At 56.4% G+C, this 26,385-nt stretch carries 28 protein-coding genes and 1 pseudogene; 10 read left to right on the top strand and 19 right to left on the bottom strand.

Features of this window, described 5'->3' with window-relative positions:
• Nucleotides 1–35: 35 nt before the first annotated feature.
• The gene (locus WFK85_RS06920) at nt 36–596 is read right to left on the bottom strand and encodes a fasciclin domain-containing protein (RefSeq protein WP_336707190.1); all 561 of its coding nucleotides are present in this window, start codon (nt 594–596) and stop codon (nt 36–38) included.
• A 227-nt stretch (nt 597–823) separates the two neighbouring features.
• On the opposite strand from WFK85_RS06920, the gene pqqU reads away from it, so the two are divergent.
• Both pqqU and WFK85_RS06910 read left to right on the top strand, forming a co-directional pair.
• On the top strand, nt 824–2,971 hold the full coding sequence (gene pqqU, locus WFK85_RS06915) for a TonB-dependent receptor PqqU (RefSeq protein ID WP_336707192.1): 2,148 nt from the start codon (nt 824–826) through the stop codon (nt 2,969–2,971).
• Between the two features lie 47 nt (nt 2,972–3,018).
• Nucleotides 3,019–3,474 carry a GNAT family N-acetyltransferase gene (locus WFK85_RS06910; protein ID WP_336707194.1) on the top strand — a complete coding sequence of 152 codons (456 nt, stop codon included), beginning with the start codon at nt 3,019–3,021 and terminating at the stop codon, nt 3,472–3,474.
• Here WFK85_RS06910 and WFK85_RS06905 read toward each other — a convergent pair.
• Complete coding sequence (locus tag WFK85_RS06905; RefSeq protein WP_166992342.1) at nt 3,451–4,350, bottom strand: LysR substrate-binding domain-containing protein; 900 nt, start codon at nt 4,348–4,350, stop codon at nt 3,451–3,453. The genes WFK85_RS06910 and WFK85_RS06905 overlap by 24 nt on opposite strands.
• Before the next feature lie 114 nt (nt 4,351–4,464).
• Here WFK85_RS06905 and WFK85_RS06900 point away from each other — a divergent pair, with 114 nt between their 5' ends.
• From WFK85_RS06900 to yidZ, 3 genes are all read left to right on the top strand, one after another.
• Nucleotides 4,465–4,977 (top strand): SRPBCC domain-containing protein, encoded by a 513-nt coding sequence (locus WFK85_RS06900; protein WP_166992339.1) that lies wholly within the window; start codon nt 4,465–4,467, stop codon nt 4,975–4,977.
• A 204-nt stretch (nt 4,978–5,181) separates the two neighbouring features.
• The gene (locus tag WFK85_RS06895) at nt 5,182–6,366 is read left to right on the top strand and encodes an MFS transporter (protein WP_008458808.1); all 1,185 of its coding nucleotides are present in this window, start codon (nt 5,182–5,184) and stop codon (nt 6,364–6,366) included.
• The gene (yidZ, locus tag WFK85_RS06890) at nt 6,335–7,315 is read left to right on the top strand and encodes an HTH-type transcriptional regulator YidZ (protein WP_166992333.1); all 981 of its coding nucleotides are present in this window, start codon (nt 6,335–6,337) and stop codon (nt 7,313–7,315) included. The genes WFK85_RS06895 and yidZ overlap by 32 nt, the downstream gene beginning before the upstream one ends.
• A gap of 74 nt (nt 7,316–7,389) precedes the next feature.
• On the opposite strand, the gene WFK85_RS06885 is transcribed toward yidZ, so the two are convergent.
• Together WFK85_RS06885 and WFK85_RS06880 are read right to left on the bottom strand one after the other, a co-directional pair.
• Nucleotides 7,390–7,965 (bottom strand): PadR family transcriptional regulator, encoded by a 576-nt coding sequence (locus tag WFK85_RS06885; RefSeq protein ID WP_336707197.1) that lies wholly within the window; start codon nt 7,963–7,965, stop codon nt 7,390–7,392.
• A gap of 11 nt (nt 7,966–7,976) precedes the next feature.
• Nucleotides 7,977–8,741, bottom strand: coding sequence for a siderophore-interacting protein (locus WFK85_RS06880; protein ID WP_166992330.1), 765 nt, complete (start codon nt 8,739–8,741; stop codon nt 7,977–7,979).
• A gap of 261 nt (nt 8,742–9,002) precedes the next feature.
• Here WFK85_RS06880 and WFK85_RS06875 point away from each other — a divergent pair, with 261 nt between their 5' ends.
• Nucleotides 9,003–9,224: a YdcH family protein gene (locus tag WFK85_RS06875; RefSeq protein ID WP_008458803.1), complete on the top strand. Its 222-nt coding sequence runs from the start codon at nt 9,003–9,005 to the stop codon at nt 9,222–9,224.
• A 50-nt stretch (nt 9,225–9,274) separates the two neighbouring features.
• Here the strand turns inward: WFK85_RS06875 and WFK85_RS06870 are convergent, their stop codons facing one another.
• A complete protein-coding gene (locus tag WFK85_RS06870; protein WP_336707201.1) occupies nt 9,275–9,541 on the bottom strand; it encodes a hypothetical protein in 267 nt (88 codons plus the stop codon).
• Nucleotides 9,542–9,725: 184 nt separating this feature from the next.
• A pseudogene (locus tag WFK85_RS06865) lies at nt 9,726–10,331 on the bottom strand (aldehyde dehydrogenase family protein); the annotation flags it as partial.
• Nucleotides 10,332–10,582: 251 nt separating this feature from the next.
• Between WFK85_RS06865 and WFK85_RS06860 the strand changes: the two are divergent.
• Nucleotides 10,583–11,011, top strand: coding sequence for a TOBE domain-containing protein (locus WFK85_RS06860; RefSeq protein ID WP_166992288.1), 429 nt, complete (start codon nt 10,583–10,585; stop codon nt 11,009–11,011).
• 45 nt (nt 11,012–11,056) lie between these two features.
• On the opposite strand, the gene WFK85_RS06855 is transcribed toward WFK85_RS06860, so the two are convergent.
• Complete coding sequence (locus tag WFK85_RS06855; RefSeq protein ID WP_166992285.1) at nt 11,057–11,848, bottom strand: polysaccharide lyase family 7 protein; 792 nt, start codon at nt 11,846–11,848, stop codon at nt 11,057–11,059.
• Between the two features lie 144 nt (nt 11,849–11,992).
• Between WFK85_RS06855 and WFK85_RS06850 the strand changes: the two genes are divergently transcribed.
• Nucleotides 11,993–12,865 carry an MBL fold metallo-hydrolase gene (locus WFK85_RS06850; RefSeq protein WP_166992282.1) on the top strand — a complete coding sequence of 291 codons (873 nt, stop codon included), beginning with the start codon at nt 11,993–11,995 and terminating at the stop codon, nt 12,863–12,865.
• A gap of 27 nt (nt 12,866–12,892) precedes the next feature.
• On the opposite strand, the gene WFK85_RS06845 is transcribed toward WFK85_RS06850, so the two are convergent.
• The 12 genes from WFK85_RS06845 to WFK85_RS06790 all read right to left on the bottom strand — a co-directional run bounded on the left by WFK85_RS06845 (nt 12,893) and on the right by WFK85_RS06790 (nt 24,435).
• Entirely contained in the window at nt 12,893–13,423 is a 531-nt protein-coding gene (locus tag WFK85_RS06845; RefSeq protein ID WP_336707204.1) for a GNAT family N-acetyltransferase, read from the bottom strand.
• Nucleotides 13,410–14,837 (bottom strand): aminotransferase-like domain-containing protein, encoded by a 1,428-nt coding sequence (locus WFK85_RS06840; protein WP_336707206.1) that lies wholly within the window; start codon nt 14,835–14,837, stop codon nt 13,410–13,412. Before WFK85_RS06840 ends, WFK85_RS06845 begins: the two co-directional genes overlap by 14 nt.
• Nucleotides 14,838–14,968: 131 nt before the next feature.
• Nucleotides 14,969–16,276 (bottom strand): ABC transporter substrate-binding protein, encoded by a 1,308-nt coding sequence (locus WFK85_RS06835; protein WP_166874469.1) that lies wholly within the window; start codon nt 16,274–16,276, stop codon nt 14,969–14,971.
• A 7-nt stretch (nt 16,277–16,283) separates the two neighbouring features.
• Complete coding sequence (locus WFK85_RS06830; protein WP_166992273.1) at nt 16,284–17,357, bottom strand: ATP-binding cassette domain-containing protein; 1,074 nt, start codon at nt 17,355–17,357, stop codon at nt 16,284–16,286.
• Between the two features lie 5 nt (nt 17,358–17,362).
• Nucleotides 17,363–18,187, bottom strand: coding sequence for a phosphodiesterase (locus WFK85_RS06825; protein ID WP_336707352.1), 825 nt, complete (start codon nt 18,185–18,187; stop codon nt 17,363–17,365).
• 11 nt (nt 18,188–18,198) lie between these two features.
• Nucleotides 18,199–19,086 carry a carbohydrate ABC transporter permease gene (locus tag WFK85_RS06820; protein ID WP_336707208.1) on the bottom strand — a complete coding sequence of 296 codons (888 nt, stop codon included), beginning with the start codon at nt 19,084–19,086 and terminating at the stop codon, nt 18,199–18,201.
• Nucleotides 19,076–19,951 (bottom strand): carbohydrate ABC transporter permease, encoded by an 876-nt coding sequence (locus tag WFK85_RS06815; protein WP_442892178.1) that lies wholly within the window; start codon nt 19,949–19,951, stop codon nt 19,076–19,078. Before WFK85_RS06815 ends, WFK85_RS06820 begins: the two co-directional genes overlap by 11 nt.
• Before the next feature lie 182 nt (nt 19,952–20,133).
• On the bottom strand, nt 20,134–20,436 hold the full coding sequence (locus tag WFK85_RS06810) for a hypothetical protein (protein ID WP_052045593.1): 303 nt from the start codon (nt 20,434–20,436) through the stop codon (nt 20,134–20,136).
• A gap of 104 nt (nt 20,437–20,540) precedes the next feature.
• The gene (locus tag WFK85_RS06805; RefSeq protein ID WP_008461462.1) at nt 20,541–21,356 is read right to left on the bottom strand and encodes an ABC transporter permease; all 816 of its coding nucleotides are present in this window, start codon (nt 21,354–21,356) and stop codon (nt 20,541–20,543) included.
• Nucleotides 21,353–22,186 carry an ABC transporter permease gene (locus tag WFK85_RS06800; RefSeq protein WP_336707211.1) on the bottom strand — a complete coding sequence of 278 codons (834 nt, stop codon included), beginning with the start codon at nt 22,184–22,186 and terminating at the stop codon, nt 21,353–21,355. Before WFK85_RS06800 ends, WFK85_RS06805 begins: the two co-directional genes overlap by 4 nt.
• Nucleotides 22,187–22,242: 56 nt before the next feature.
• The gene (locus WFK85_RS06795; RefSeq protein WP_166992256.1) at nt 22,243–23,382 is read right to left on the bottom strand and encodes an ABC transporter substrate-binding protein; all 1,140 of its coding nucleotides are present in this window, start codon (nt 23,380–23,382) and stop codon (nt 22,243–22,245) included.
• Nucleotides 23,383–23,409: 27 nt separating this feature from the next.
• A complete protein-coding gene (locus WFK85_RS06790; RefSeq protein ID WP_336707354.1) occupies nt 23,410–24,435 on the bottom strand; it encodes an ABC transporter ATP-binding protein in 1,026 nt (341 codons plus the stop codon).
• A 161-nt stretch (nt 24,436–24,596) separates the two neighbouring features.
• On the opposite strand from WFK85_RS06790, the gene WFK85_RS06785 reads away from it, so the two are divergent.
• Complete coding sequence (locus WFK85_RS06785; RefSeq protein WP_336707212.1) at nt 24,597–25,367, top strand: MBL fold metallo-hydrolase; 771 nt, start codon at nt 24,597–24,599, stop codon at nt 25,365–25,367.
• A gap of 8 nt (nt 25,368–25,375) precedes the next feature.
• A complete protein-coding gene (locus tag WFK85_RS06780; RefSeq protein WP_336707213.1) occupies nt 25,376–26,383 on the top strand; it encodes a LacI family DNA-binding transcriptional regulator in 1,008 nt (335 codons plus the stop codon).
• The last annotated feature ends 2 nt before the right edge of the window (nt 26,384–26,385 follow it).

The following is a 26,385-nucleotide window of genomic DNA, read 5'->3' as shown; positions in this document are numbered from 1 at the left end:
CGACCAGGCGACGGGCCTGGATCGAGTATAGACACTCACTTCGGCATCAGTACGGTATCAATCACGTCTATCACGCCATTTTTCTGGTTCACGTCATAGGTGCTGATATTGGCGATGTTGCCTTTCCCGTCTTTAATCTGAATATTGTGCGGGCCATTGTTCATGATCCACAGCGGCTGGCCGTTCACCGTTTTTAATTCTGCGCTGCCGCCACCCTGCTGGATTTTTTTCTCCAGCGCTTTCATGTCGTATTTCCCTGCCACCACGTGGTACGTCAGGATGCTCTTCAACGTGGCTTTATTTTCTGGTTTCACCAGGTTGCTGACCGTGCCCGCCGGCAGTTTGGCAAACGCGGCATCGGTTGGGGCAAAGACGGTAAACGGCCCTTTGCTCTCCAGCGTATCCACTAAACCTGCGGCCTTCACCGCCGCAACCAGCGTGGTGTGATCTTTAGAATTCACCGCATTTTCAATGATATTTTTCGACGGGTACATCGCCGCGCCGCCGACCATAACAGCGTCGTGATTCATCGCGGCAATGCATAGAGAACTGAAAAAAACGGAGGCGCACACGGCGGAGGTAAAGTACTTGTTCATGTTCAATTCCTCAATTGTAGGGAGCAAGAGAGTTGCTCACAGTCTGATATACGATTGAGGGGGCGCCGCTGGATGCAGAAAAAATTAAAAATATTTCGCCGTTAATTTCATCAGTCATAACTTATTGTTAACGTTACGTGCGCTAATAATTTTCAAAACTTACACACAGGAACTAACATATACAGTTCACAATCCTGACAATTGCGCATACCGTAAAACACTCCCCGATGAAGAAACCCCAGAAAAAAACGCTCCACACGCATAAAACCGCCCTTTCCCTTCTCCTGATCCCGGCTTTCACTCCCGGCTTTACACAAGCCGCTGACACACAGCCCAAAGACGAATCTACGCTGCTGGTCACCGCTAAACCGACAACCGTTTCTGAGCTCGATACGCCAGCTGCGGTCAGCGTGGTATATGGCTATGATTTGCGCCAGGCCGCCCCACGGATAAACCTGTCGGAAAACCTCGGCAGCGTGCCGGGCCTGCAAATTCAAAACCGCCAAAACTATGCTCAGGATTTACAGCTTTCCGTGCGCGGTTTTGGTTCACGCTCGACGTATGGCGTGCGTGGCGTGCGCATGTATGTGGACGGCATCCCGGCCACCATGCCGGATGGCCAGGGGCAAACGTCCAATATCGATTTGAACAGCGTGGACAGCGTGGAAGTGCTTCGCGGCCCGTTCTCAGCGCTCTACGGCAACTCGTCCGGCGGTGTGGTTAACGTCAAAACGGAAACAGGCCGACAGCCGCCAACCGTTGAGGCCAGTAGTTACTACGGTAGCTTTGGCAGCTGGCGCAACAGCGTGAAGGCCACCGGCTCCACCGGCGACGGCACGCAGGCCGGGGATGTGGACTATGCAATTTCTGCCTCGCGCTTTACCACGCACGGCTACCGTGACCACAGCAGCGCGCAGAAGAATCTTGGGAATGCAAAGCTCGGCGTGCGTCTGAATGACGTCAGCAAGCTGACATTGCTGTTCAACAGCGTGGATATTGACGCCAACGATCCCGGCGGCCTGACCGAGCAGGAGTGGCGCGATAACCCAACACAGGCACCCCGCGCCGATCAGTACAATACGCGAAAAACAACGAAGCAAACCCAGGGTGGCCTGCGCTACGACCGTCAGCTCAGCGAGCACGATGACCTAAGCGTGATGATGTACGCGGGCGTGCGCGAAACTACGCAGTTTCAGTCCATTCCTGAATCAGCGCAGAAAAACCCAACGCATCCGGGGGGCGTGATCCAACTGGCAAGGCATTACCAGGGCATCGATACCCGCTGGACGCACAACGGCGAACTCGGCAGCGTGCCGGTCAGCTTCACCACCGGGCTGGACTACGAGACGATGACCGAGAAGCGCAAAGGCTACGAGAACTTTGTGACGGTCAATGGCGCGACGGTGCTCGGCGAACAGGGCAATCTGCGCCGCAACGAACGCAACCTGATGTGGAACCTCGACCCGTACCTGCAAACCACGTGGCAGCTTACCGATAAACTCAGTCTGGATGCGGGCATGCGCTTCAGCTCGGTCTATTTTGATTCCAACGATTATTACATCGTCGGGAAAAACGGCGACGACAGCGGCAGCGCCAGCTATCACAAGTGGCTGCCTGCGGCCTCGCTGAAATATGCCGTCAACGACGGCTGGAATGTCTACACCTCCGCAGGGCGTGGATTTGAAACACCGACCATCAACGAGCTGTCTTACCGCGACAACGGCGCGGCCGGGCTTAACTTTGCCCTGCAGCCGTCCACCAGCACAACGGTAGAAGTAGGCAGCAAAAACCGCGTTGGCAATGGCCTGTTTACCGCCGCCCTGTTCCAGACCGACACCGATAATGAGATCGTGGTTGATCAAAGCGGCGGCGGGCGTACCACCTATAAAAATGCCGGCGAAACTCGCCGCCGTGGGCTGGAACTTTCCCTCGATCAGCAGTTTGCCGCCGACTGGCGACTGAAAATGGCCTGGACGTACCTGGAGGCGACCTACCGCACCAACGTATGCGGGGTAAATGACTGCCGCGACAACCGAATGCCGGGCATCGCCCGCAACATGGGTTACGCGTCGTTTGGCTACGCGCCTGAAGACGGCTGGTATGCGGGCGCAGATGTTCGCTACATGAGTGATATCCAGGCCGACGATCAGAACGACGCCAAAGCCCCGACCTGGACCACCGTGGGATTGAACACCGGCTACAAACTTCACGTGCGGCAAAACTGGCTGCTGGACATCTGGGGACGAGTTGATAATCTGTTCGACCGCGATTACGTTGGGTCGGTGATTGTCAATGAAGGCAATGGCCGCTATTTCGAGCCAGCGCCAGGGCGTAACTATGGCGTGGGCGTCAACCTCAGCTACAGCTTCCAGTAAGCTTTTTCCCCTCCGGCTTTTGTCGGGGGAGATTAAAAAGGAATTTTATGTCACCTAATCTCACCCTTCGGGATGCCACCCTGGCGGACATCGAGACTATTTTCACCATCCGTACCAGCGTCAAAGAGAATCATCTGTCGCGCGAAGAAATGGCCGAAATGGGCATCACACCGCAGACTATTGCCGATATTATTGCCGAATCGCCGTGTATCTGGCTGGCAGACGTGGAGGGTGAGCCGGCCGGTTTCTCGATGGCGATTGCCGAAGAAGCCTGCCTGTTTGCCATGTTCGTTCTGCCTCAGTTTGAAGGCCTGGGCGTCGGCAGACTGCTGCTGGAAAAGGCCGAGGCGTTTCTCTTTGCTCAGCAGCCCACTATCTGGCTTGAAACGGCGGCAGCCAGCCGCGCCGCTGCGTTTTATCAGCGCCACGGCTGGCTGGCTGTGGGTGAGCAAGGTGGGGAAGATATTCGCTTCGAAAAATCACGCCCTGCAGCTGCGAAATAACAACTCCCTTACCCATCGGTGCGCGCTGTCGTGATGCGTGCGCTCATGCCAGGCGGCGACTTTGGTAAAACCAGGGATCGCCAGCGGCGGCTGATGGCTGACGATACTCGCTTGTCCGGCAATAAGCCTCGCGGGTACCACGGCTATCAGATCGCTGGTTTTTAAAATCTCGGTTAAAAATAAGAAGCTCTGCACCGACAGGCTAACCCGCCTCGAACGCTTTATTTTTTGCAAAGCGCTGTCGGTCACGCCGCTAAACTCCCCACCGCTCCACGACACCAGCGCATGATCGCAGGCGCAAAACTGATCCAGGGTGATCGCCCTCTGCCGGGCCAGGCTATGCTGCTGCCCCATCGCACAAACGTAATGCTCCTCATACAGCGTGTGAACGTGGAGGTCAGCCGACAGCGAAAAAGTCGTCATGATGGAAAGGTCCAGCTCGCCGCTTTCCAGCATCGGCTGAAGCTGGCCGTCAACCGGCGGGCGCACCGAGACGCGCATATTCGGCGCTTCACGCCGGAGTGCATTAATAAAAGGTAGCACGATGGCCTGCAGCGCATAGTCCGTGGCCGCGAGGGTAAACGTCAGCGTAGACGTTTTAGGATCGAACTCAGCCGGGCGCAGCAGCAGTTCAACTTCGTGCAGGATGCGTTTCACTTGCTGCTCGAGCTGTAACGCTCGCTCCGTTGGCACGATGCCCCGCTGGCTGCGGATAAACAGCGGATCGTCGAAGCTTTCGCGCAGCCGCGTCAACATCCCGCTGACGGCAGGCTGCGTCAGAGACAGGCGCGAGGCGGCGCGAGTTACGCTGCGCTCCTGCAGCAAAGCATCGAAGGTTTTCAGTAAGTTAAGATCCAGACTGCGTAAATCGCGCATCGCTTGCCTCCAGATATAAAATTACATTATATCTGAGATTAAATTTGACGATTGGTTTTATATCCAGCGTGTCGATATTCTCGCCTCACAGCAACGAAACGTGAGGAATCCAAGATGCATTCAATTCATTGGCCGCAGGGCTTTATCCCCGGTTTTAGCGACAACTTCGCTTCTAACGAAATCATTATGATCGGGCTGGACGCCAGCGAAGTCTGGCGCTGGCTGACGCAAACCTCGGCCTGGGAACGCTATTACAGCAACGTGTCCGATATTGTGTTTCATGATGCCAGCGGGCCGACGTTAACGGCAGGGTCGCGCTTCCGCTTTACGACCTTTAGTTTCCCGGTTGAAGCCGAAGTGGTGGAGTTTGTCGCCCCGCAGGGGGAAATCCCAGGCCGTCTCGCCTGGCACGGCTGGGTTGGCAGCGAAGCGTCCCCAGAGCTGGTCGTGCATCACGCCTGGCTGATTGAGAATCTCTCGTCTGGCCGGGTACGTATCTTGACTCAGGAAACGCAAAACGGGCAGCCCGCGCGTGACCTGGCGAGGACGTTGCCTAACCCTATGCTAAACGCACATCAGGAGTGGATTTGCGGCCTGGCAAATTATGCGCTGAGCCAGAAGAAATAGCGTTAAGGTTTTTGCCCCGCCGTCAGTGCCGTCTGCCAGCGTTATAAAATACCCACCATGTAGCGCTGTTCCTCATCGGCCAGCGCTCTCCCCGACCGTATCGCGTGCTAATTTCCTCACAGGAAAAGAGTGTTGTCCAGATGGCAATTCGTATCTGCAGGATTCTCCCCTTATGCTGAGCGTCGCTATTACACTGAGGACGCCATGACACGCTTTCTAATCTGCAGTTTTGCCCTGATTTTGCTCTACCCTGCGGGCATTGATATGTATCTGGTCGGTTTACCGCGCATTGCGGCCGATCTTAACGCCAGCGAGGCGCAGCTGCATATTGCCTTCTCCGTTTATCTTGCCGGAATGGCCTGTTCCATGCTTTTTGCCGGCCGCGTGGCGGACCGCTCGGGGCGTAAGCCGGTGGCAATATTCGGTTCGGTAATTTTTATTGCCGCCTCCCTGATATGCGCCTCGGCGCAGCACAGCACGCTGTTTCTGGCGGGCCGGCTGGGTCAGGGGATCGGGGCGGGAGCCTGCTACGTGGTCGCTTTTGCAATTCTGCGGGATGCCCTGGATGAGCGACGCAGAACCAAAGTGCTCTCGTTAATGAACGGAATCACCTGCATCGTGCCGGTGATGGCGCCGGTGCTGGGGCATCTGATTATGCTTATTTTCCCGTGGCAAAGTTTGTTCTATACCCTGACCGGAATGGGGCTCGCGGTATTGCTGCTTTCCCTGCTGGTACTGAAAGAGACGAGGCCAGCAGCCAACGGTGCCAGCTCATTGGTTTCTTTGCCGAAAGCCGAGTCGTTGATTAACCGTTTCTTCCTCAGTCGGCTGGCCATAACAACCCTTAGCGTAACGGTCATCCTCACCTTCGTTAATACCTCCCCCGTGTTATTGATGGAGGGGTTGGGTTTAGCTCGCGGGGAATACGCCACCACAATGGCGTTAACGGCCGTCGTCAGCATGAGCGTTTCATTCTCTACTCCGTTTGCCCTGAGCATATTTCAGCCCCGCACAATGATGATAACGTCTCAGACGCTGTTTCTGGCGGCGGGTCTGCTCCTGAGCATGGCCGATTCAAACTTGCTCACGCTGGTCGGACTCACGCTTGTGTGCGCAGGTTTCTCCGTCGGATTTGGCGTGGCCATGAGCCAGGCGCTGGGGCCATTTTCACTTCGGGCAGGAGTAGCCAGCTCAACGCTCGGAGTGGCACAGGTGTGTGGTTCATCGTTGTGGATATGGCTGGCCGCCATTTTGCGTATCGATGCGCTGAATATGCTGATCGGAATTCTGATTGGCTGTAGCATTGTCAGCCTTTTACTGATTTTCCTTGTCGCCTCTCCCAGAGCCGTAGTTGAGTATGAAGAAAACAATCAACAGCCTCGATCTTAATTTGCTGCTCTGCCTGCAGTTGCTGATGCAGGAGCGCAGCGTCACCCGCACGGCAAAACGGCTGAGCGTCACGCCTTCGGCGATCAGCAAATCGCTGGCAAAACTGCGGGCGTGGTTTGATGATTCATTATTTGTCAATACTCCTCAGGGACTCGTCCCTACGCCACTGATGGTAAGCATGGCTCAGGAACTGGCGGACTGGATGCAGATGAGCCATCAGCTGCTGGATAACGCTCACCATGAGACGCCGAGCGGACTGAAGTTTGAGCTTGTGGTTGAATTACCGCTGATGATGATCATGTTCAATGCCCTGTCGCAGCAGATTTATCAGCGCTATCCTCAGGCGACTATCAGGCTGCATCACTGGGATTACGACGCGCTGGACGCCATTACGAGTGGAAGTGTGGATGTTGGTTTCACCGGTCGTGAGAGCTATCCGCGTTCTCAAGGGCAGCTGAGTCTGCCGTTGTCTATCGACTGTGAAGTGCTCTTTTATGACTCTCCCTGTGTCTGGCTGAGGGAAGATCATCCGGCTCTCCAGGAAGAGTGGAACCTGGACACTTTTTTGCGCTATCCCCATATCAGCATTTACTGGGAACAAAGCGATACCTGGGCGCTGGATGATATCCTGAGAGAAATGGGGCGCAAGCGGGATATTGCGTTGAGCCTGCCGGGATTCGAGCAGTCTCTGTTTATGGCCGCTCAGCCCGGGCACTCTCTGCTGACGACCGCTCCGGGCTACTGCCGGCATTACGGCCAGCTTCACCACCTGCCGCTGGTCTCCCGCCCGCTGCCGTTTGATGCCGGGCTTCTGCAAAAATTCCGGGCACCCTATATGATGATCTGGCACAAACGTAACCGCCATAACCCGAAAATTATCTGGCTCAGGCAGGCGATTAAGGCACTTTATGCCGATCTCGTTATCGCCGGTAAAACAGCCAATGTCTAAACGTTTTCCAGCTAAGCAAGGCCGATAGAATCCCGGCGCGAGTGAATGTTTCTTCCCCCGCGCCAGGGCAGGCTCTAGCTGCGTTCGATGTCTTTTGCCGCCTGATCCAGCGTGTCGATAATCTTATACAGCGTCTCTTTCGACAGCTCGGCGCTGCCCAGTTTGGCGTGCAGCGCCGTTTTAAAATTATGAATAGCCCGCTGCACTTCGGGCAAACGGCGGTTGTCGCCGAGAACGCCAAGGGTAGCGAGTCGAGTGGTCACCGCTTCCAGTTCGAGCAGCTGCTCTTCAAGCGAGGTTTGTCCTTCCGCCGTCAGCGTGAAGGATTTTTTCCCACTTTGCCCTTCGCCCACCGTAATAAAGCCCATCTCCTCCATCAGCGTCAGGTTCGGGTAAATAATACCGGGGCTCGGCACATATTCCCCTTTCGCCATCCCTTCGATGGATTTGATCAGTTCGTAGCCGTGGGCCGGGCCATTTGCCAGCAGATGCAGGATCAGCAGGCGGATATCGTTGGCGTCAAACAGACGTTCGCGGCGATGGCGAGCGCGTCCCTCCGGGTGGCTTTGCTCATGGCGGCCATGACCGCCCCTGCCGCGATGCTGTTCGTGGCGCTCGCATTTGTGCTGTCTCAGATGATGAATACGCATAGTTTGGGACCTTATTTGTCATGCCAGTAGGCGACGGCGCGTACCAGGTCGGCGTCCAGGGCGCGGACTTCCAGCAGGTAATCTCCCAGCGCTTTAGCCTCTTTGCCTTCGCCAACAATCCAGATGTAATAGTCGTCGGCAGGGATCTCAATCTGCTTCAGGTACCCGGCGATCTCCGCGTGAGTTAACGCCCGCACATTTACCGCAGGGAATTCGTTCAGATAGCCCAGGCTGTCGGAATGGTGGCAGTTAACCAGGACTTCGACCTGAACATCCTGACTCAGCGACTGCAGACGGCGGCGCACTGCAGGCAGCCCGCTTTCATCGGTCACGTACAGCTGCCAGTGATAATCCGTTGGGGTGACCAGAGAGCCCCGTGGGCCACCGATGAACAGCTTGTCACCCGGCTGCGCATCTTTCGCCCAGCTGCTGGCTACGCCGCCGTCGTGCAAATAGAAATCCAAGGTCAATTCACCGCGTTCGGCATTGAAATCCAGCGGCGTATAGTCACGCGACTGTGGGCGAGCCCCCTCTCCCCAGACAATGCCCTCGCTGGTGACCTGCGGCGGAGTGAATTCGCCATTTTCAGCCGGGAAGAAGACTTTGATGTGGTCGTCAAATCCCTGGGAAGAGAAATCCGCCAGCTGCGGGCTGGTGAAGACCAGACGGTAAAACGTATTGGCAATCAGCGTTTTCGTTTTAACCGTTAATTCACGAAACTTCAGTTCGTTACGAACCCGAACCGGCACTTTTTTAGCGTTATTTTGCGTTGTCATAGCGTACCTTTTAGGTGTGTAAGATATATCATAGACATATCTTAGAGCACGACACAGCGGCTGTCTTTATCATTTTGCGGCGTTATCACCAGGTTTAAACAATGAGAATGACATCCATTCCGGCAAGGTGCTGCCGGGATCGCAAATTGACAAAACGATGCTTTTTTGTACTTTCCCTTATCGCAAATTCGGTTCTAAACTGAAGTTGGCATCAGCCAGTTGTTAATCCACTCACCAACCTACTGACCAGGGAGGCCTGACATGTTTCCTGAGTACCGTGATTTGATTACCCACCTGAAGTCCGAAAACCCCCGCTTTCTCAGCCTGTTTAACAAACACAACCGTCTTGATAGCGAGATTTTGCGCAAGGAGGGGCCGCAAGGGACGGGATACAACGATGAAGTTGTGCAGATGAAGAAAGAAAAACTGAGGGTAAAACAAGAGCTTTATCAGATGTTGAAACAGGCCAGCCAGCCGGCCTGATAGCATTGAAACCGGGGAAGGGTTTGCCCTTCCCTTGTTGTCTCCAGAGGTTACAGCGCCACACCCAGCGCCCGCAGTATGCCAATCATTTTCCCAGCCCCCAAATAGTTCAGGTGATCGCCGTCGCGGAAATCTTCGCGTGCAAAAGCGGGATGTTCTGAGAGATCGATAAAACGCGAATGCGCCCCTTCAAGGTCTGCAAAATATTGACGATGCGTCTGTTTCATCTCAGCATCAAGATTGTCCACGTAGTCTGACGGGAAAGACGGCGTTAGCCAGATAACCTTTTTGCCTTTTGTCGCCAACTGAACGCTCATCTCAGCCACGCGGGGTTTATTCTCTGCAAGCGTTGTCTGGTGCTTCACTGATTTCGAGTGAGAGATCCCCCGCTTTTGGGCTTCCTCTTTCTGCTGCATGGCAGGGAGTGAGTCGCTGCGGGCAAAAACAAGGCGTGCGGACTCACAAATTTGCGTCCTGGCATTATTATCCTCGAGTCCATTTGAAGATATCCTTCGCCAGTTCGGCTAGCTTAAACGCGGTCAGCGGCGTAATTTCGGACGGTTTGATCACCACGCAGTTCCCGGCGGCCAGCGCCGGAGCCAGTTTCCAGGCCGCCATCATCAGCGGATAGTTCCAGGGAGCAATAGACGCCACCACGCCGACCGGATCGCGGCGGATCATCGAGGTGTGCCCGCTCAGATATTCTCCGGCGGCCAGGCCGATCAGGCAGCGGCTCGCCCCGGCAAAGAAGCGAAAGACATCCACCACTGCCGGGATCTCATCGTTGAGCACGCAGTGGAAAGGTTTGCCGCAGTTCTGCGACTCCAGCCTGGCGAAGGCTTCCGCGTGTTGCTCGATGGCGTCCGCTAGCGCCAGAAGATGTTCGGCACGTTCTTTCGGCGGCGTCTGCCCCCATGCGGCAAAAGCTTTATCCGCCGCCAGGACCGCATCGTTAACTTGCTGAGCCGTGGCTTCCGCCACCGCCAGCAGCACCTGCCCCGTGGCCGGGTTGTAGACAGGCTGCTTCTCTCCAAGGCCAGCCACAAGCAGGCCGTTAATCAATAACTGACTTTGCATCCCTATCTCCTTTCCCGTTCTGATAATCATGGCCCCAGCGGCGTTCTGGCTTAAAAGGACTGAAGTAAAAAGCATAGCGTCGGCTTGACGGCGGCAGCGGTGCCGGGCGGTGATTTTCACCAGGTTGTGATGCACTGCGCAGTAAGCCTGTCCCGGCGCTCCCCTTTGGTATAACAGGCCGCGGCGCAAATGAGGTATCTATTGAAAATTAATATGAAAAGAAGGCGGGATCCCCCTATGCTTTAGGCAGTCTTTTTCTTAGTTCACCGCCAGGAGGCACCATGAGTATTTCCGCCCGCAATCAGTTAATCGGCACCATCAGCAACGTCACGGCCGGCGCCGTTAACGACGAAATAGAATTAACCCTGAACGGCGGCGGCAAGCTGGTCGCTGTGGTGACCCGCAGCAGCAAGGAAGCCTTAGGCCTGGTTAACGGCAAAGAAGCGTTGGCCCTGATCAAAGCCCCGTGGGTGGTGCTGGCCAGCGAAGACTGCGGCTATCACTTCTCCGCCCGGAACCAGTTCCCAGGCGCGGTGAAAGCCATCGCGGAAGGCGCGGTGAACACCACCGTGCATATTCAGACGGACGCGGGTTTTGCATTAACCGCCGTGGTGACTAACGAAGCCGCTGATGAAATGGCGCTGAAGGTGGGGTCTCGCCTGCTGGCACTGGTGAAAGCCTCATCCGTGCTGATTGCGGTAAAAAAATAACGCCATAACGTCCGGCAGCCACTCCGGCTGCCGGTTTTAACTCGCTTACTTGTAGCGTACGTCAAGCTTGCTGTAGGCCACCACCGATTCAGAACCATCCTTGTTTTTGTCCTGGTTGTAGTTGCCCGCCTTGAAGTACAGCTGGATCCCTTCCCAGCCCTGCTTCGGATAGTCAAACGTTTGGCTGGCCTTTTTGCCTCCGGCGCTGGCCTCCACCGTCACCTTCATGCCGCTCGCCGTGCCTTTGGCTTTGATGCTGTAATCAATTTTGTCTTTCAGCCCGACGCCCGAAAGCAGCGTGGTGCGTTTTTCCGGGTCGCCGTAGTTTTCTTTCACGCCCGCCACTATCGCGCCGTCTTCCCAGCGCAGTTTCAACATCTCTGAGCCGCCGGGTTTGTCGCCGTGAATTTGAGCAAAAATAATTGAGCGCGTGGACGGATTTTTGACGATATACACCGACCCGCGCTGCTCATTGTCAAACTCGCTGCCGTTAACAAAATTGTGCGTGGCTCTCAGCTCGACGCGAGGAAATTCACTGTGCGGCGTAGATCCAAACCCGGACGGTGCTTTAAACACCATCGCCCCCGCCGGAATGGCAGAATCACAGCTTTTGTCCCCACCGCAGTTGCTGTAGAAATAGCGGTTATGCAGCCCCGACGTGATCTTCACTTCATTCGGTTTTTCACTGCCATCAAAGGATTGCAGCAGATAGTCCTTTGTCAGCACCGGGTAGTTTTCACCCGGCGCGGTCTGGCCGCTCTCGGCCCATGCGCTACCGCTCAGCGCAGCCAAAAAAAGGCTGACAGGCAGCCCGTAACTTAGTGTTTTACGCTTCATCTTTAACCCCAATGCAAAATGTAAACCCGCCCAAGCAGCTAACCACTAATCAGCGTAGATGCTTTACTTAAAATCTGTTGCGGTAACATGTCAGTAGTAACAATGGGTTTCCGGTAATTAACCTGATGCATAAAGGGAACAGTCATGATCAAAAAACTGCTCGTTTCAGTTCTGTTTGCGGCCAGCTACTCCGCCTTCGCGCTGGCGGATAACGCAGGCGCGGCGTTTAAAACTTTTCCGCTCGGCAAGCTTGAGCTAACCGCGCTGCACGATAAAAACAACACCCTGCCCAACGATGGCAAAGTGATTGGCGTCGACGTGGGAGAAAAATCGGTGGCCGAAGTGCTGTCTGCGGCGGGCGCGCCGACGGACAAGATTAAGCTCAGCGTCGATGCCCTGCTGGTGAAAGACGGCAGTAAAGTCATTCTGCTGGATACCGGGCTTGGCCCCAACGCTCAGGGCCAGCTGGTTGAGAGCCTCGCAAAGGCGGGTTATAAGCCAGAGCAGGTAACCGATGTGCTGATCACCCACGTTCACGGCGACCATGTTGGCGGGCTGCTGACGGCGGACGGCAAGCAGGCATTCCCCCACGCCACGGTGCAAATCTCCGCCCCGGACTGGGCATGGCTGCAAACGCTGCCGAAGATGAAGGCGCTGGCTGAGGCCATCCAGCCGCAGGTGAAAACCTTTAAGCCAGGCGACCAGGTGCTGCCGGGGATCACCTCTGTGCCGCTGCCGGGCCACACGCCGGGGCACGTTGGCTACCAGATTGTCTCCGGCAAGCAGCGACTTTTAGACATTGGCGACTCGGCGCACAGCTCGATTGTGTCGCTGACGAAGCCCGAATGGGCGATTGCCTATGACAACAATCGCCAGGAAGGCATAGCCAACCGCAAAGCGCTGCTGGCCAGACTGGCCGCCGATCGTGAACTGATTTTTGCCCCGCACTTCCCGTTCCCGGGCGTCGGGCATATTGTGGCTAAAGGCGACCATTACGTTTTTCAACCGACAGAATAGCGGTGACACAAGCCGGTTCGCCGGCTTTTAACCCTCCTGCCGGTGTATCTGATACCAGACATGCCGGAGCAGCGGATGCTGCTCCGGCACCATGGGATGGTCAAACTCTCCGCTTCGGCGCATGCCCAGCTTCTCCATCACCCGCTGAGACGGCAAATTTGGCAGTGCGGTAAAAGCCACAATGCTGTCCAGATCGTATTCGTCGAAACCAATGCGCAGCGCTTCCCTCGCGGCCTCAGGCGCGTACCCTTTGCCCCAAAACGCTTTTCGAAGCCGCCAGCCGACCTCGACACAGGGGCCAAACGGCAGCGAGTAGCCGGGGCGATTCAGGCCCACAAACCCGACCAGCTCACTGCTGCGTTGCTCTTCCACCGCCCAGAAGCCAAAGCCGTATTCAGCCATACGCTGACGGAATGTCTCGAGGTAACGCTGGCTCTCTTCCGACGTCAGGGGCTGCAAGAAATAGCGCATCACCTCCGGGTCAGCGTTCATTTCGGCAAACGGAACCAAGTCCTCGTCTCGCCACGCTCTCAGCAGCAATCTTTCAGTCCTGTACATGGTGTTCCTCAATCAATTCCTTGATTAAACGTGACAACGTCACCACGGCCTGGCGCTCTCTTTCGCCCCAGTTCCACGAGGCGTTGAAGCGGAAATAGTTATCCCAGGCCCTGCCGGTGGTGAACATTTTCCCCGGGGCGATGCTTATCTTATGCGCCAGCGCCCGCTCGTTAAGCAGGCTGGTATCCAGCCCCTCCGGCAGTTCAATCCACAGGAAATAGCCGCTTTCGCTGCGGTGGATTTTGACTTCAGGAGGGAAAAGCTCACTTAGCGTTTGCCAGGCCTGCTGCTTGCGTTCTGCCAGCTGCCGCCGGAGGCGGCGCAGGTGTGTGTCATAGCGGCGGGTAGCCAGAAAATCGACCAGCGCCAGCTGCATCGGCGAACTAGTGGACAAGGTGCTCATCAGTTGCAACTGCTGAATGCGGCGGGCGTGCTTCCCGGCGGCGACCCAGCCGATGCGAAATCCGGCCACCAGGCATTTTGAAAACGAGGAGCAATGCAGAGTAATATTGTGGGCATCATACGCCCGGGCAGGCAGCGGCCTTTCCCGCCCGTAATAAAGCTCGCTGTACACGTCATCCTCAATCAGCGTGACGTTATGTGCCCGCAACAGTTGTACCAGCCGCGCTTTTTTCTCCGGCGGCAGCGTCACGCCCAGCGGGTTCTGGCTGTTGGTCATTAGCCAACAGGCTTTGACCGGGTATTCGGCCAGAGCCTGCGCCAGGGCATCGAGATCGATCCCGCTTACCGGGTCAGTGGCGACCGAGAGCGCTTTCAGCCTCAGACGCTCCAGCGCCTGCAGCGCGCCGTAGAAGCAAGGGTTTTCGACAATTACCCAGTCACCCGGCTCGGTCACCGCCTGCAGACTGAGGTTGAGCGCCTCAAGCGCGCCGGCGGTGATAACAATTTCGTCCGGTGAAACATGCATCCCCTGCTGGGCGTAGCGCTGGGCGATGGCGTGGCGCAGCGCTTCGTTGCCCGGCGGCAGGCTTTCAATCACGCTGATGGCGGTCGCCGTTTTGCTGACCGCCGCCATTGAACGGTGGAGCGACTGGAGCGGAAACAGGCGAGGATCCGGGAACGCAGAGCCAAACGGCACCACGGAAGCATCCGTGCTTGCCTGCAGCACATCAAAAATATAGGTATTGATATCGACGGTTTCCGCGCGAGTGACCTGCACCGCAGGCGGCGCGGTGCGTGCCACCGGTCGGGGCGCAACGTAGTAGCCGGACTGCGGCCTGGCCACAATCGCCCCCTGGCTTTCCAGCATCTGATAGGCGTGGCCGACGGTCATAAAGCTCATGCCGCTGTGGCCGACCTGCTCGCGCAGCGACGGCAAACGATCCCCCGGCTGCCAGACGCCGAGGGCAATCTGGTCGAGGATCTGCTGTGCCAGCTGCTGGTACTTTTTCATGCGCTGCTCCCTGTCTATATCACAGCGCTAAAAATACGCTGTTTTGTACAACTGTTATAGTCAGAAAGTGAGTTTTTAACACGAAGATAGCGGGCGGTAAAACCGCCCGTGAAAAGGTAAACGTGGGGATTTTACTTCACATCGGCCAGCGCGGTTTTCTCAACATACGGCTTCATCAGGCTGTCCGCCGTTTGCTGGGCAGATTTCGCTGCCGCTTCCGGGGTCACCTTTTGATCGTTCACCACCGCCGCCAGCTGGTTTTCCATCGCCTGACGAACGGCAACCGTTTCATAAGTCGAATACCAGGGATGGGCATATTTCAGCTGATCCAGCGCGATTTGCGCGCGCGGATCTTTCTGCAGGTATTCTTTCATTTCCGGCGTGTCGTACGAGGCCTTCAGCGGGGAGAAATACCCGGTGAAACGGCTCCACGCGCCGTTAACCTGCGGGCTAACCAGATACGTCAGGAACTGATAAGCCGCCTTTTTCTGCGCGTCGGAAATGCCCTTGAAGCTGACCAGGCTCGCGCCGCCGATAGGCACCGCCCGCTGTTCTTTGGCGGGCATCATCGCCACTTCCATATCAAAATCTTTGCTGTTTTCGCGCATAAAGCCCAGCGCGCCGGTGCTCAGCATCGCCATGCCCAGTTTACCGCTGAAGAACGCAGCGCTGATCTGCTTGGAGTTAAGCACGCCGGACGGCATCACTTTGTCGCGGTAAACCATGTTCTGCCAGAAGCGCAGCGCGCCAATGGTGGTCGGCGAGTCGTAATACACTTCGCCCGGATAGTTTTCGTTGAAGTAGTTACCGCCATTGGCTCGAACCAGCGAGGAGAAGATCCAGCCGCCGTAATCGTCGTTGGTGGACGGCAGCATGATGCCCCACTGCCCTTTGCTGGCGTCGGTCAGCTTCTTCGCATCGGCCAGCATTTCGGCCCAGGTCTGCGGCGGCTGCTTGATGCCTGCCTGATCGAACATGGTTTTGTTGTAGTACAGGATTGGCGTGGAGTTATGGAACGGAATCGCGTACGTCACGCCCATTACCTGGGCATTCTTGTGCATTGCTGGCCAGAAATCGTTCATCAGGAAATCGCCCGCCTTGCGGTTGCCGTATTTAAACAGCTCGTCCATCGGCAGGATTTCGTCTTTTAGCGCAAGGTCGGTGGTGAAGTTGGCTGACATGATGACCAGCGCCGGCGGCTGCCCGGCTTTCTGGGCGGATTCCGCTTTAATTTTGGTGGTGTCGTAGCTGCCGGTAAAAATACCGCGGACTTCGACGTCCTGCTGCGAATCGTTAAACGCCTTGATGACGCGGGTCATCTCCATTGTCAGCTTGCCGTCGACCGGCGCCGGGAACATAAAATCAATTTTCTCTTTTGCCAGCGCTGCGCCGCTCACGGCCAGCGAACAGCAAACGGCAAGCGCCCGCCATTTATGCATCAGGGGGTTAAACATGGTCAATCTCCTGGTGTAAGTTGTGGTGAAGGTCTGTGTGGAAAAGGTGTATATCCGATGAAGAAAAACCGAGGGTAAGCGTATCGCCTTTTTCTGGTACCTCGCCGCGGTGGCGACGGGTGTAGCGTAACGTTCCCAGGGGGGTACTGACATGGAGCAGATAATCTGCGCCCATCAGTTCTCGTTGCAGCACCGTCGCCGTTAGCGTCAGGTGCCCGTTTTCTGGCCTGTCGGTGAGGTGCTCGGGGCGGATCCCGAACCAGACGCTTTGCGCTTTTTCCGCAGCAGGCGGCAGAGGCAAATTCAGCGTGGCAGGCAAAACGCGGCCCTTTTCACAAGGCAGAGAAACCAAATTCATGGCCGGGGAACCAATAAAACCAGCAACAAACAGGTTGGCTGGATGGGCATAAAGGTGCTCCGGCTCGCCCACCTGCTGCACCACGCCGCCGTTCATCACCACTATGCGATCCGCCATCGACATGGCTTCCGTCTGATCGTGGGTGACGTAGATGGTGGTGGTTTTAAGCTGATGATGCAGCGCCATGATGCTGTCGCGCACCTCGGTGCGCAGGCGGGCATCCAGGTTAGAGAGCGGTTCATCCATCAGGAACAGACGCGGATTGCGCACAATGGCTCTCGCCATTGCCACACGCTGGCGCTGCCCGCCGGACAGTTTGGCCGGTTTACGGTCGAGCATTTCACCCAGCTGCAGCATCGTGGCCACCTGCTCGAGGCGCGGCTGCCAGCTGGCTTTATCTTCTTTACGGATCTTCATGCCAAAGGTGATGTTGTCCCGTACCGTCAGGTGCGGAAACAGCGCATAGTTCTGGAAGATCATCGCGAAGTTGCGCTCACGCGGCGACATCGCAGTAATGTTCTCGCCGCCGAGCCAAATCTCGCCGCCGCTAACCTCTTCCAGCCCCGCCAGCATCCGCAACAGCGTACTTTTACCGCAGCCGGACGGCCCGACCAGAACCACAAACTCGCCTTCGTCGATGCTGAGCGACAGCGCGTTGAGCGCCGCTTTGCCTTCAAACTGCTTGCTTACCTGATTCAGTCTTAACATAGCGATTAATACTCATCCGTCGGGCAACTGATCGCCGCGTCATACAGCCACGGGCCAGCATAATGCGCCAGAGAATGCTGATAGCTGACCCACTGGTCGCCCACCTGGCGGTGCATCAGGCAAGACGGCGGCGACAGATCGTAATACGGGCGGCTGTCCTCAAAGTGATACGGAACCTGGTGAACCGTGCCGGGAATCGTCGCTATCGTTGCCTGGCGGTATTGGGTCATCGTCAGGCTGTGGTTGTGGCCGCAGAAAATACGCACCAGCGCCGGGAAACGGGCGACCAAATCAAGCAGCAGGTGCCCGTTTTCGCAGGCGATTTTGTCCATTTGCGCGTTGCCCAGCGGCAGCGGCGGATGGTGCATAAAGACCGCCGTGGGCTTGTCGCCGCTCGCGGTTAACTGCGCTTCAAGCCAGGACACGGTATTGTCGGTCAGCCAGCCTTTAGAGTGCCCGGCGAGGCTGGAGTCGATAAACAGCAGACGGGTAGCGAAGTCGTCCACCGCATAGCGGATGTTTTCCGGGTCGTCCCCCAACGGCGGGCAAAGCGGGCGCAGGTATTCCAGAAAATGAGATTTATCGTCGTGGTTGCCGGGGATCAAATAAAGCGGCGACTTGATGGTGCCGAGCACCTGGCGCGCAACCTCGTACTCTGAAGGGCGCCCGCAGTTGACGATATCCCCGCTGACGATGACCGCATCCGGGCGGTCACGCAGCGCGTTCAGCTGCGAGGCCACGTCGGCATTGCCCGCGTTGATGTCGATAAAGCCGTACAGTTTCTGGTTCTGACTGCGGAAATGGGTGTCGGAAATATGGGCCAATAACATCACTCAACTCCTTACTTGATACCTGAAAAACCAAAACTTCGCAGAAACTGCTTCTGGAAGGCGATAAAGGCGAGCATCAGCGGCAGGCAAACCATAATGGTCCCGGCGCTGATGGTGCCCCACTGGCCGCCGGATTCGGCGCCCATAGCAAACGAAACGAGCCCGACCGTTAGCACCTGCTTGTCCGGGTCGTTGAGCATCATTAGCGGCCACAGGTACTCGTTCCAGTGGTAGGTAATACTCACGGTGGCGAAAGCCAGCACCGACGGCCAGCACATCGGCAGCAGCACGCGGTAAAGCACCTGCCACCAGCGGCAGCCCTCCATCAGCGCGGCCTCCTCCAGCTCTTTCGGGATGGCGAGAAACGCCTGACGCATCAGGAACACGCCGAACGCGGAGGTGAAATACGGCATCATCACGCCGGTCAGCGTATTGAGCAGGCCCAGCGCTTTGAGCGTCATCATGTTCGGCACCATCATCACGACGGGCATGATCATCAGCTGCACCAGAAACAGCAGGAACAGCATTTGCTTGCCGCGAAACTCATGGCAGGCAAAAACGTACCCGGCGGTGGTGATGGTGATGAGCTGCACGAAGAAAGTACCGAAGCTGAAAATCAGGGTATTGGCGTACAAACTGAGCCAGTCGGCGCTCTGCCACGCATCACGGAAGTTATCCAGCGTGAGCGGAAAACGCGGCAATATTGAGGCCATGCCTTCCCCGAAGGTGCTGGCGCTAAAAGCCGATGAAAGCATCCAGATAAACGGACTAACCCACAGCAGCGCCAGGCAGCACATCAGCACGGTGAGCGTCACGCCCTTTGATTTTCGCAGGCGCAACCACAGCGGCTGCGGTACGCTACGCGCGTTGACAACGGACCCAGAAAACTCAACGCTCATGGTGGGCGCCCCTTTCCAGCAGTTTGAGGTTAACGAACGAGAAGACAAACAGTCCGGCCAGCGTCAGGAAGGTGGCGGCAGAAGCTTTGCCTAAATCATGGGTGTCCCAGGCGAGACTCTGGATGTAGTACAGCAGCACGGTGGTGGCGTTATCCGGCCCGCCGCGCGTCATCACCGCCACGTGGTCAATCTGCGTAATCGAGTAGATAAGCGCCGTGGTTACCACAAAGCTCAGCGTCGGGCGAAGCAGCGGTAAAGTGACTTTGAAGAATACCTGCGTGGAGGTTGCCCCTTCCATGATCGCCGCTTCACGCGCCGAGGCTGGCAGGCTTTGTAAGCCGGCGAGGAAGAACAGCATGTAATAGCCCGCGAACTTCCAGACACCAATCAGCGCCAGGGCGTACAGCGCGCTGTTGCTGCGGCCGAGCCAGTTGTTATTCATCGGCCCGAACAGCTTCGCCAGGTAGTAATCCAGCATCCCCATGCCCGGCATAAAAATGAACAGCCACAGCGCCGCAGCGCTGACCATGGGAATGATCATCGGGAAGAAAAATGCCGTCCGCAGCCAGCGGTTAACGCGATGATTTTCCCACAGCGCAACCGCCAGCAGCAGCGCGAGCGCCACGCCGGGGATCACGGTCAGCACGATATAGAACAGATTATTCATCAGCGATTTCCAGAAAACCGCGTCGGCAAAAAGGCGAACATAGTTACCTGCGCCCACATACGCGCCGGCCTCGCCCGCCAGACGCGTATCAAACAGGCTGTCGTACACCGAGCGGATCAGCGGGAACCAGGTAAAGAGCAGTAAAAAGATCAAAGATGGCGTGAGGATCAGCCACGGAAGCCAGGGACGTTTTGCCATTGTCTGCAAACCTGTCAGGGGTCAGAAGTCAGTCAGTATGGGAGGGGTTTATGGCAGAAACGTGACGGGGAAATGGCAGTTTTGCGCCAGATAAAACAGGCAGCGTCCCGGCTGAGGGATAACTGCCTGTCGTTCAAAGAGATTGTCTTTGCAGGGATATATTCTTTAACCGTGCAAAAATGCTACTGCATCTGTTCCAGACTGGCCTTTTTCGTTTTGCGGTTATAAAGACACAGTTCTTTGCCAGGCACCGGCTGGCTGTTCTTAAATTTGTAGTTGCCTGAAATCACCACCGCCGAGTAACCGACCTCGTCGCTGAAGTCAGTGCGCTTCCCTTCTATCTTTTTCTCCTGCAGGGCGCTGATGGCGAGACAGCTTTTTTGCACGTCTTTGTCCAACTGCTGCCAGGCCGCTTCCGAGGAAGCCAGGCTGCTAAAGGTCGTCAGTAAAACCGGAATTGCGGCGAGAGCATATCGCTTCTTCATGGACACCTCGAAAACAAACGGATAACGGGCTTTCACTCCCTTCAGGCGGATAATCTAAAACATTATCCGCCCGGAATTATCTGTATTGTAGCCAATGCCCTGTATCACTTGCCCAGCTTCGACAACATCTCAGGCCGCATAAACTTATGGATGACCAGCATAAACAGCAGCGACGGTACCAGCAAAATCAGCGCGGTAATCGACGATACCTGGTAATTCCCGGACATGCTGGCGTTGTAAAGCAGCAGCGGCAGCGTGGTGATATCCGGCGCGCCGACGAAAAAGGTGCCGGTAAACTCATCCAGCGACTCCAGGAACACGAAAATCCCGGCGGCCATGATCCCCGGTAAAGCTTGAGGCAGCACAATGTGCCAGAAGGTAAACAGTGGCCCTGCCCCTAAATTACGGGACGCCCGCGCCTGCAGCGGGTCAACAGCCGAAAACGCGGCTACGCAAATCCAGACTGAATACATCAGGCCATGTACGCTGTGCACCAGCACCACGCCAGCTACCGTGCCGTTCAGCCCCCACTGATAGAAAAGCCGCGCGATGTTCATATACACCGTCAGGTTTGGAAACGCCTGAGGGATCAAAAACAGTAGCATAAACACCACCCGGAACGGCATCGCGCGCCGGGAAAGCGCGTAGCCGGCGGGAACGGAAATCAGCAGGCAAACCAGCACCGACAGCACGGCAATAAACACGCTGGTCAGCAGCGAGCCGGACACATCGCTGTACGGGCTAAACACCTGATACCAGTACTTTAATCCCCACTGGCTCGGCAAGGTATGCGGATAAAACCAGCTTTCCGCCACCGTCCAGATCAGCAGGTTCAGCAACGGGCCGAACATCGCAAACAGCATAAAGGCCAGCAGCAGTACCTGCAGCGGCAGGCCGAATCGGCCTTTTATCAGGCTCATGCTTCCCCTCCTTTCTGGCGCAGGCTGTGGCGCAGATAAAACCAGGACAGCGCCCCGCAAATCAGCAGGGAGATCACGCCCAGCGCGTTAGCCACCGCATAATCGCTGTAGGAGTTAACGCGGAATGCCATGTCGACGGTCAGCATCGTTGGCGTTCCGGTGCCAATCATCAGCGGCACGGACAGCACGGACATCATGGTCACCGTGGAAAGCACCAGCGCGACACCAATAGCCGGTAACACCTGCGGTAAAATAATGTCGAACAGAATGCGAACTCGCGAAGCCCCCAGGTTTCTGGCAGCCAGCACCTGCGCAGGCTCCAGTGCCGCCATCGCCCCACAAATCAGCAAGGTGGCAAACGCCAGCTGCTTCCAGACAAAGGTAATGATGATCCCTTTCCAGCCGAGCCAGGAGATCGTGTCCAGTGGCTGCACCAAATCGCTGGCAACCAGCAGGTTATTCATCAGGCCGTTTTTGGCGAGAAACGTGCGCATCATCTGCGCGGCAACGATGAACGGAATAAACAGCGGCAGGCGGTAAAGCATGCCCAGTAGCCGTACAACGGGGCGGCAGGAAGAAAGCGTGATCACCGCCGAGATCGTTATCGATAACGCGGCCAGCAGCGCAACCGACACCAGCACGATAAACACCGTGAACAGGATATCGTTGGAGTACAGCGCCAGGACTTTGGCAAAGTGCTGTAACGTCAGCGCCCCGGCGTTCGAAGTAAAGGCAGCCACCAGAGAAAATCCCAGCGGGTACAGAAACAGCACCACAATCATCAGCGCGGCGGGGCTCACCAGCAGCAGATAGTTTAACGAAACGCGCATAGCAAACCTTTGGACTTGAGCGTGGCGCCCGACCTGAACCGGGCGCCGGGAAAGGATTAGTTAGACACCTGGCTTTCGTACCCTTCTTTGATGTCGTCAAAGTAAGGCGCTATCGGGAAGCTTTTGCCGTAATCGGCGAGCGCTTTCGGGGAAATCTCGGCAAACAGTTTGCTCCAGGTTGCGTCATCCAGCTTCGGTTTGACGTACTTAGCGTCAATGCCCGGATACCAGTTGAACTGCTTCACGATCCCGTCGGCCTGCACTTCCGGGCTGGTTGCCAGCGCAATGAACTCGCGCGCCAGTTCAGGCTGTGCCGCTTTGGCCGGCGTGACGTAATACATCGGCTGCCCCGGCATGCCCGGTGAAAGCAAAGCGAGCTTGATGGACGGCGGCAGCTTGCCCTGATCTTTCCAGGTGTAGAACATATCCACCCAGACCGGTCCCATGGCGATTTCCCCTCGGGTCAGCATATCCAGCGTACCGGCGTTGCCCGGCGTAAAGGTCACGTTCTTATTAAACGCTTTCAGCTTCTCAAAAGCCTGCGACCAGTTTTTCTCTACGCTCTTATCGTAAGGCAAGGCGGATAAACGCTGGGCGTCGGTGCCGTAGGCGTAGATCCAGCCAACGACAAAACTGACGCCGGACATGCCGTTTTTAATGCCGTTGTAGCCGAACGCCTGCGGGTGTTTCGCCGCCCACTCAACCAGCTCGTCATAAGAGGTCGGTGGCGCTGTCATGGTTTCACTGTTCCAGGCGATAGCCGTCTGGCTCAGGAACATCGGCATCACATAGCCGTCCACGTTCACGCCCAGCGCATTTTTCGCGTTATCCGCGGAGACCATGTCGCCCGTTTTGATGTGCTGGCGGTATTTTTCCAGCAGCCCTTTTTCCACCAGTTCGCCGCCCGCTTTCTGGTGAACCACCGCCACGTCGATATCCCAGGTTTTGGCCCCGCTCTGCTGCTGAGCGCTCAGTTTTTCGATGATTTTATTCGAGCCTGCATCCCCCGGTCCGGTGCCGACCACGCGCACTTTGACCCCCGGATGCGCGGCCTCAAACTTTGGCCCCAGCCAGGTTTTGACGTAATCCACCATATTTTGGTCACCGGCGGTGGCCACGTTTAAAACGGTTTCCGCCTGTACGCCATAACTTAAAAACAGCGCCGTGACGGCGGCAAGTCTGGTTTTAGTAAACATAATTACCCCTCAGAAAAATAGACTGGTTCAAACTGTGTGGGACGAACTAAAAATATGCAGGGCTGACTCAGGCACATGCAGCCTGACTTTTGTATTCAACGGCAAATTATCAACGGCGTCGGCATGGAAAAGACGCTGCCGATAGCGAATGGCGTAACGATAGTTGTGGCCAATAAAAGCATTTTGCTCAACCACCCCTTCAAGCGTTAATCCCCCCTCCGGGAAAGATTTATTTAATGATGAAAGCGCGGCATCCGAGCTTCTGAAATAGATTTCCTGGTCACCGCTATTATTTAGCGAGGCCAGGCCCAGGGTATTTATTTCTTCCGCCGTAATACGGTTATCGGCTCCCATAAAATCAGCCACAAAGGGCGTGGCGGGCTTTTGATAAATCTCTTCCGGGGTGCCGATTTGCTCGATTTGGCCATTATTCAGCACCACAATGCGGTCGGCCATCACCAGCGCTTCCTGCTGGTCGTGGGTGACGATCACCGAAGTGAAACCCAGCTTTTTCTGCAGTTGCTTGATTTCGTGGCGCACGTTCAGCCGGACTTTGGCATCCAGATTCGACAGCGGCTCATCCAGCACCAGTACGTCTGGCTCAATGGCCAGCGCGCGCGCCAGGGCCACGCGCTGCCGCTGCCCGCCGGAAAGTTCGGTGATTTTAGCCCCGGCAAGGCCGGTCAGATTCACCATCTGTAATAGCTCAAGCACTCTGGCCTGAATCGCGTCCCGCCGCCACTTGCGTAGCTTCAGGCCATAACCAATATTTTGTTCCACCGTTAAATGCGGCCACAGCGCATAGCTTTGAAATACCATGGTGATATTTCGCTGCTCCGGCGGGCTTTGGGTAATATTATTTCCGGCCACAACAATGTGGCCCTGCTTAACAGGAATAAACCCACACAACGCGTTCAATAACGTTGTTTTCCCGCAGCCGGACGGGCCCAGCAATGCAATCATCTCGCCTTTCTTCACGGCAAGATTAATTTCTTTTAGCACCACCTTTTCGCCGTAACTAATTTGCAGGTGCGCCATTTCCAGGTAGCTCATAACGGTATCCGACATGTTTGTTTACGTCTTTTTTGCTCTGAATGAACACGTGTTCATTTCGCTGTAAAAAAAATGAAACGCCGCTCAGAGATGATGTGAGCCTACTGTGGCGTGTCTTTGTGACACTTTAATTAACCGCGATAAATTTTTAGCGAGGGGCAATGAAAATCGACGTGCTTGGCTGCGGCAGCGCTTTCTCCCGCTGGCAAAATACTTCCGCGCTGCGGATTGTTGATGACGAAAACCGGCAATGGCTTATCGACTGCGGCCCCACCATTCCTCGTGCGCTGTGGCAGCGCGGCGGCGGCATCAACGACATCGACGTGCTGTTTTTCACCCACGTGCATCCCGACCACTGCACCGGGTTAACGGCGCTGCTCAATCACTGGAAGAGTTTTGCCCGCCAAAAGCCGCTGGTGATCTACAGCCAGCCGGCACAGCGCGAGGTGTTGATGCAGCTGGCCTCGCTCGCCAACTGGCCAGAACCTTCGCTCTGCTTCCCCATCGAATGGCGCGACAGCGAAGCTGATTTTCACTGGCATCACTGGCGGATTCGCACCGCCCCAACCCGCCATGAAATGGCCAACCTGGCGCTGCGCGTGGATATCCGGGAATATGCTTTGTTCTATAGCGGCGACGGGCGGCCCACCGAAGCTTCTATCGGGCTGATGGCCGGCGTGGACCTGGCGTTTCAGGAGTGCGCCTCGCTGTCTGAACTGGCGGAGGACGCTTCCCACGGCGACTTCCCCGGTTGCCTGAAGCTTTTTACTTCTCTGGGGCTGCCGTCGCTGGGGTTGTACCACTGTAACGATGCCATTTTGCCCGCGCTAAAGCTGGCCTGCCGCCCCCACGCCGGGCTGTTCGTCAGCCAGGACGGGCTGCAGTACGACTTCCATCAGCAGCGGTTTTACACTGAGGATTATTTGCCTTGAGTTCGTCGATGCATAAACAAAGCGTGACCGCCGAAGATGTGGCCCGCCGGGCGGGCGTTTCGCGCGCCGTGGTTTCCCGGGCGCTGAGCAACAACGGCAGTATTTCCCCTGCCACACGGGAACGCGTGCTGCAGGTAGCCGAAGAGCTTGGTTATCAGGTCAATTTTCTTGCTCAGGGCCTTAACCGCCGCCGCAGCCATCTGATTGGCGTCATCGTGTCGCGCATCAACGATCCGTTTCGCAGCAGCCTGCTTGACGGCCTTCTAGGCGAAATTCAGCGCAACGGCTTTCAGGCTCTGGTGACAGAGATCCGCTCTGAGCAGGAGCTGGCGGAAACGCTGCGCCACTTCACTCAGTTTCGCGTCTCCGGCGTCATCGTCACCTCCGGCAAGCCTCCCGAAGCGCTGGTGAACGAGTGCGTGCAGCAGCATATTCCGGTGGTTGGCATCAACCGCCAGCCCGACATTCCCGGCGTGGATTACGTCTGTTCGGATAACGCCGCCGGGGCAGTGCTGGCCGCCGAACAGCTGGTCAACAGCGGGTGCAAACATTTTGGCTGGCTCAATAATCACTCTTCTACCTGGGCCGGCAGAATGCGCGGCGAAGCGTTCCGCCAGGCGCTGATCGAACGTGGTGTAAACGTTGAGCAAAACCTTGCTTCGCTGCTTTGTGAAGAGGAAGGCTATGAAGGCGGCTGGCAAGCTGCAGCGGCTGTAACGCAGATCCCCGACGGTATTTTCTGCGCCAACGCTCAGCTGGCATGTGGCTTTCTCGACGGGATGCGCCAGCGCGGCAAATATGCGCCACAGGATTTTCAGCTGATCGGCTTCGACAACACGCCACAAACGGCGCAGTACAGCTACCGACTCACCACCCTCAACCAGGATGTGGCGGAAATCTCCCGGCTGGCGCTGGCTCACCTGCTGGAGCGCGCCCGAACGCCTGCACAGCCTTCACGCACCAGTTGGGTGAAGGTCAACCTGATTCATCGACACACGTCAATCTCCCTTACTTAAGA

Source organism: Cedecea sp. VD22 (assembly GCF_037150195.1).
Taxonomy (GTDB): domain Bacteria; phylum Pseudomonadota; class Gammaproteobacteria; order Enterobacterales; family Enterobacteriaceae; genus Cedecea.
Note: the sequence above shows the minus strand (reverse complement) of the source record. Positions and strands in the feature narration are given on the sequence as shown.

Excerpts from the sequence above, each read along its gene's own strand:
- WFK85_RS06855 (WP_166992285.1), bottom strand. The coding sequence starts at position 11,848 with ATGAAGCGTAAAACACTAAGTTACGGGCTGCCTGTCAGCCTTTTTTTG.
- WFK85_RS06790 (WP_336707354.1), bottom strand. The coding sequence starts at position 24,435 with ATGAGCTACCTGGAAATGGCGCACCTGCAAATTAGTTACGGCGAAAAG.
- pqqU (WP_336707192.1), top strand. The coding sequence starts at position 824 with ATGAAGAAACCCCAGAAAAAAACGCTCCACACGCATAAAACCGCCCTT.
- yidZ (WP_166992333.1), top strand. The coding sequence starts at position 6,335 with ATGAAGAAAACAATCAACAGCCTCGATCTTAATTTGCTGCTCTGCCTG.
- WFK85_RS06810 (WP_052045593.1), bottom strand. The coding sequence starts at position 20,436 with ATGAAGAAGCGATATGCTCTCGCCGCAATTCCGGTTTTACTGACGACC.
- WFK85_RS06820 (WP_336707208.1), bottom strand. The coding sequence starts at position 19,086 with ATGAGCGTTGAGTTTTCTGGGTCCGTTGTCAACGCGCGTAGCGTACCG.
- WFK85_RS06780 (WP_336707213.1), top strand. The coding sequence starts at position 25,376 with ATGCATAAACAAAGCGTGACCGCCGAAGATGTGGCCCGCCGGGCGGGC.
- WFK85_RS06850 (WP_166992282.1), top strand. The coding sequence starts at position 11,993 with ATGATCAAAAAACTGCTCGTTTCAGTTCTGTTTGCGGCCAGCTACTCC.
- WFK85_RS06905 (WP_166992342.1), bottom strand. The coding sequence starts at position 4,350 with ATGCGCGATTTACGCAGTCTGGATCTTAACTTACTGAAAACCTTCGAT.
- WFK85_RS06785 (WP_336707212.1), top strand. The coding sequence starts at position 24,597 with ATGAAAATCGACGTGCTTGGCTGCGGCAGCGCTTTCTCCCGCTGGCAA.
- WFK85_RS06825 (WP_336707352.1), bottom strand. The coding sequence starts at position 18,187 with ATGTTATTGGCCCATATTTCCGACACCCATTTCCGCAGTCAGAACCAG.
- WFK85_RS06880 (WP_166992330.1), bottom strand. The coding sequence starts at position 8,741 with ATGACAACGCAAAATAACGCTAAAAAAGTGCCGGTTCGGGTTCGTAAC.
- WFK85_RS06875 (WP_008458803.1), top strand. The coding sequence starts at position 9,003 with ATGTTTCCTGAGTACCGTGATTTGATTACCCACCTGAAGTCCGAAAAC.
- WFK85_RS06860 (WP_166992288.1), top strand. The coding sequence starts at position 10,583 with ATGAGTATTTCCGCCCGCAATCAGTTAATCGGCACCATCAGCAACGTC.
- WFK85_RS06835 (WP_166874469.1), bottom strand. The coding sequence starts at position 16,276 with ATGCATAAATGGCGGGCGCTTGCCGTTTGCTGTTCGCTGGCCGTGAGC.
- WFK85_RS06885 (WP_336707197.1), bottom strand. The coding sequence starts at position 7,965 with ATGCGTATTCATCATCTGAGACAGCACAAATGCGAGCGCCACGAACAG.
- WFK85_RS06910 (WP_336707194.1), top strand. The coding sequence starts at position 3,019 with ATGTCACCTAATCTCACCCTTCGGGATGCCACCCTGGCGGACATCGAG.
- WFK85_RS06870 (WP_336707201.1), bottom strand. The coding sequence starts at position 9,541 with ATGAGCGTTCAGTTGGCGACAAAAGGCAAAAAGGTTATCTGGCTAACG.
- WFK85_RS06830 (WP_166992273.1), bottom strand. The coding sequence starts at position 17,357 with ATGTTAAGACTGAATCAGGTAAGCAAGCAGTTTGAAGGCAAAGCGGCG.
- WFK85_RS06895 (WP_008458808.1), top strand. The coding sequence starts at position 5,182 with ATGACACGCTTTCTAATCTGCAGTTTTGCCCTGATTTTGCTCTACCCT.
- WFK85_RS06815 (WP_442892178.1), bottom strand. The coding sequence starts at position 19,951 with ATGGCAAAACGTCCCTGGCTTCCGTGGCTGATCCTCACGCCATCTTTG.
- WFK85_RS06800 (WP_336707211.1), bottom strand. The coding sequence starts at position 22,186 with ATGCGCGTTTCGTTAAACTATCTGCTGCTGGTGAGCCCCGCCGCGCTG.
- WFK85_RS06920 (WP_336707190.1), bottom strand. The coding sequence starts at position 596 with ATGAACAAGTACTTTACCTCCGCCGTGTGCGCCTCCGTTTTTTTCAGT.
- WFK85_RS06900 (WP_166992339.1), top strand. The coding sequence starts at position 4,465 with ATGCATTCAATTCATTGGCCGCAGGGCTTTATCCCCGGTTTTAGCGAC.
- WFK85_RS06795 (WP_166992256.1), bottom strand. The coding sequence starts at position 23,382 with ATGTTTACTAAAACCAGACTTGCCGCCGTCACGGCGCTGTTTTTAAGT.
- WFK85_RS06840 (WP_336707206.1), bottom strand. The coding sequence starts at position 14,837 with ATGAAAAAGTACCAGCAGCTGGCACAGCAGATCCTCGACCAGATTGCC.
- WFK85_RS06805 (WP_008461462.1), bottom strand. The coding sequence starts at position 21,356 with ATGAGCCTGATAAAAGGCCGATTCGGCCTGCCGCTGCAGGTACTGCTG.
- WFK85_RS06845 (WP_336707204.1), bottom strand. The coding sequence starts at position 13,423 with ATGTACAGGACTGAAAGATTGCTGCTGAGAGCGTGGCGAGACGAGGAC.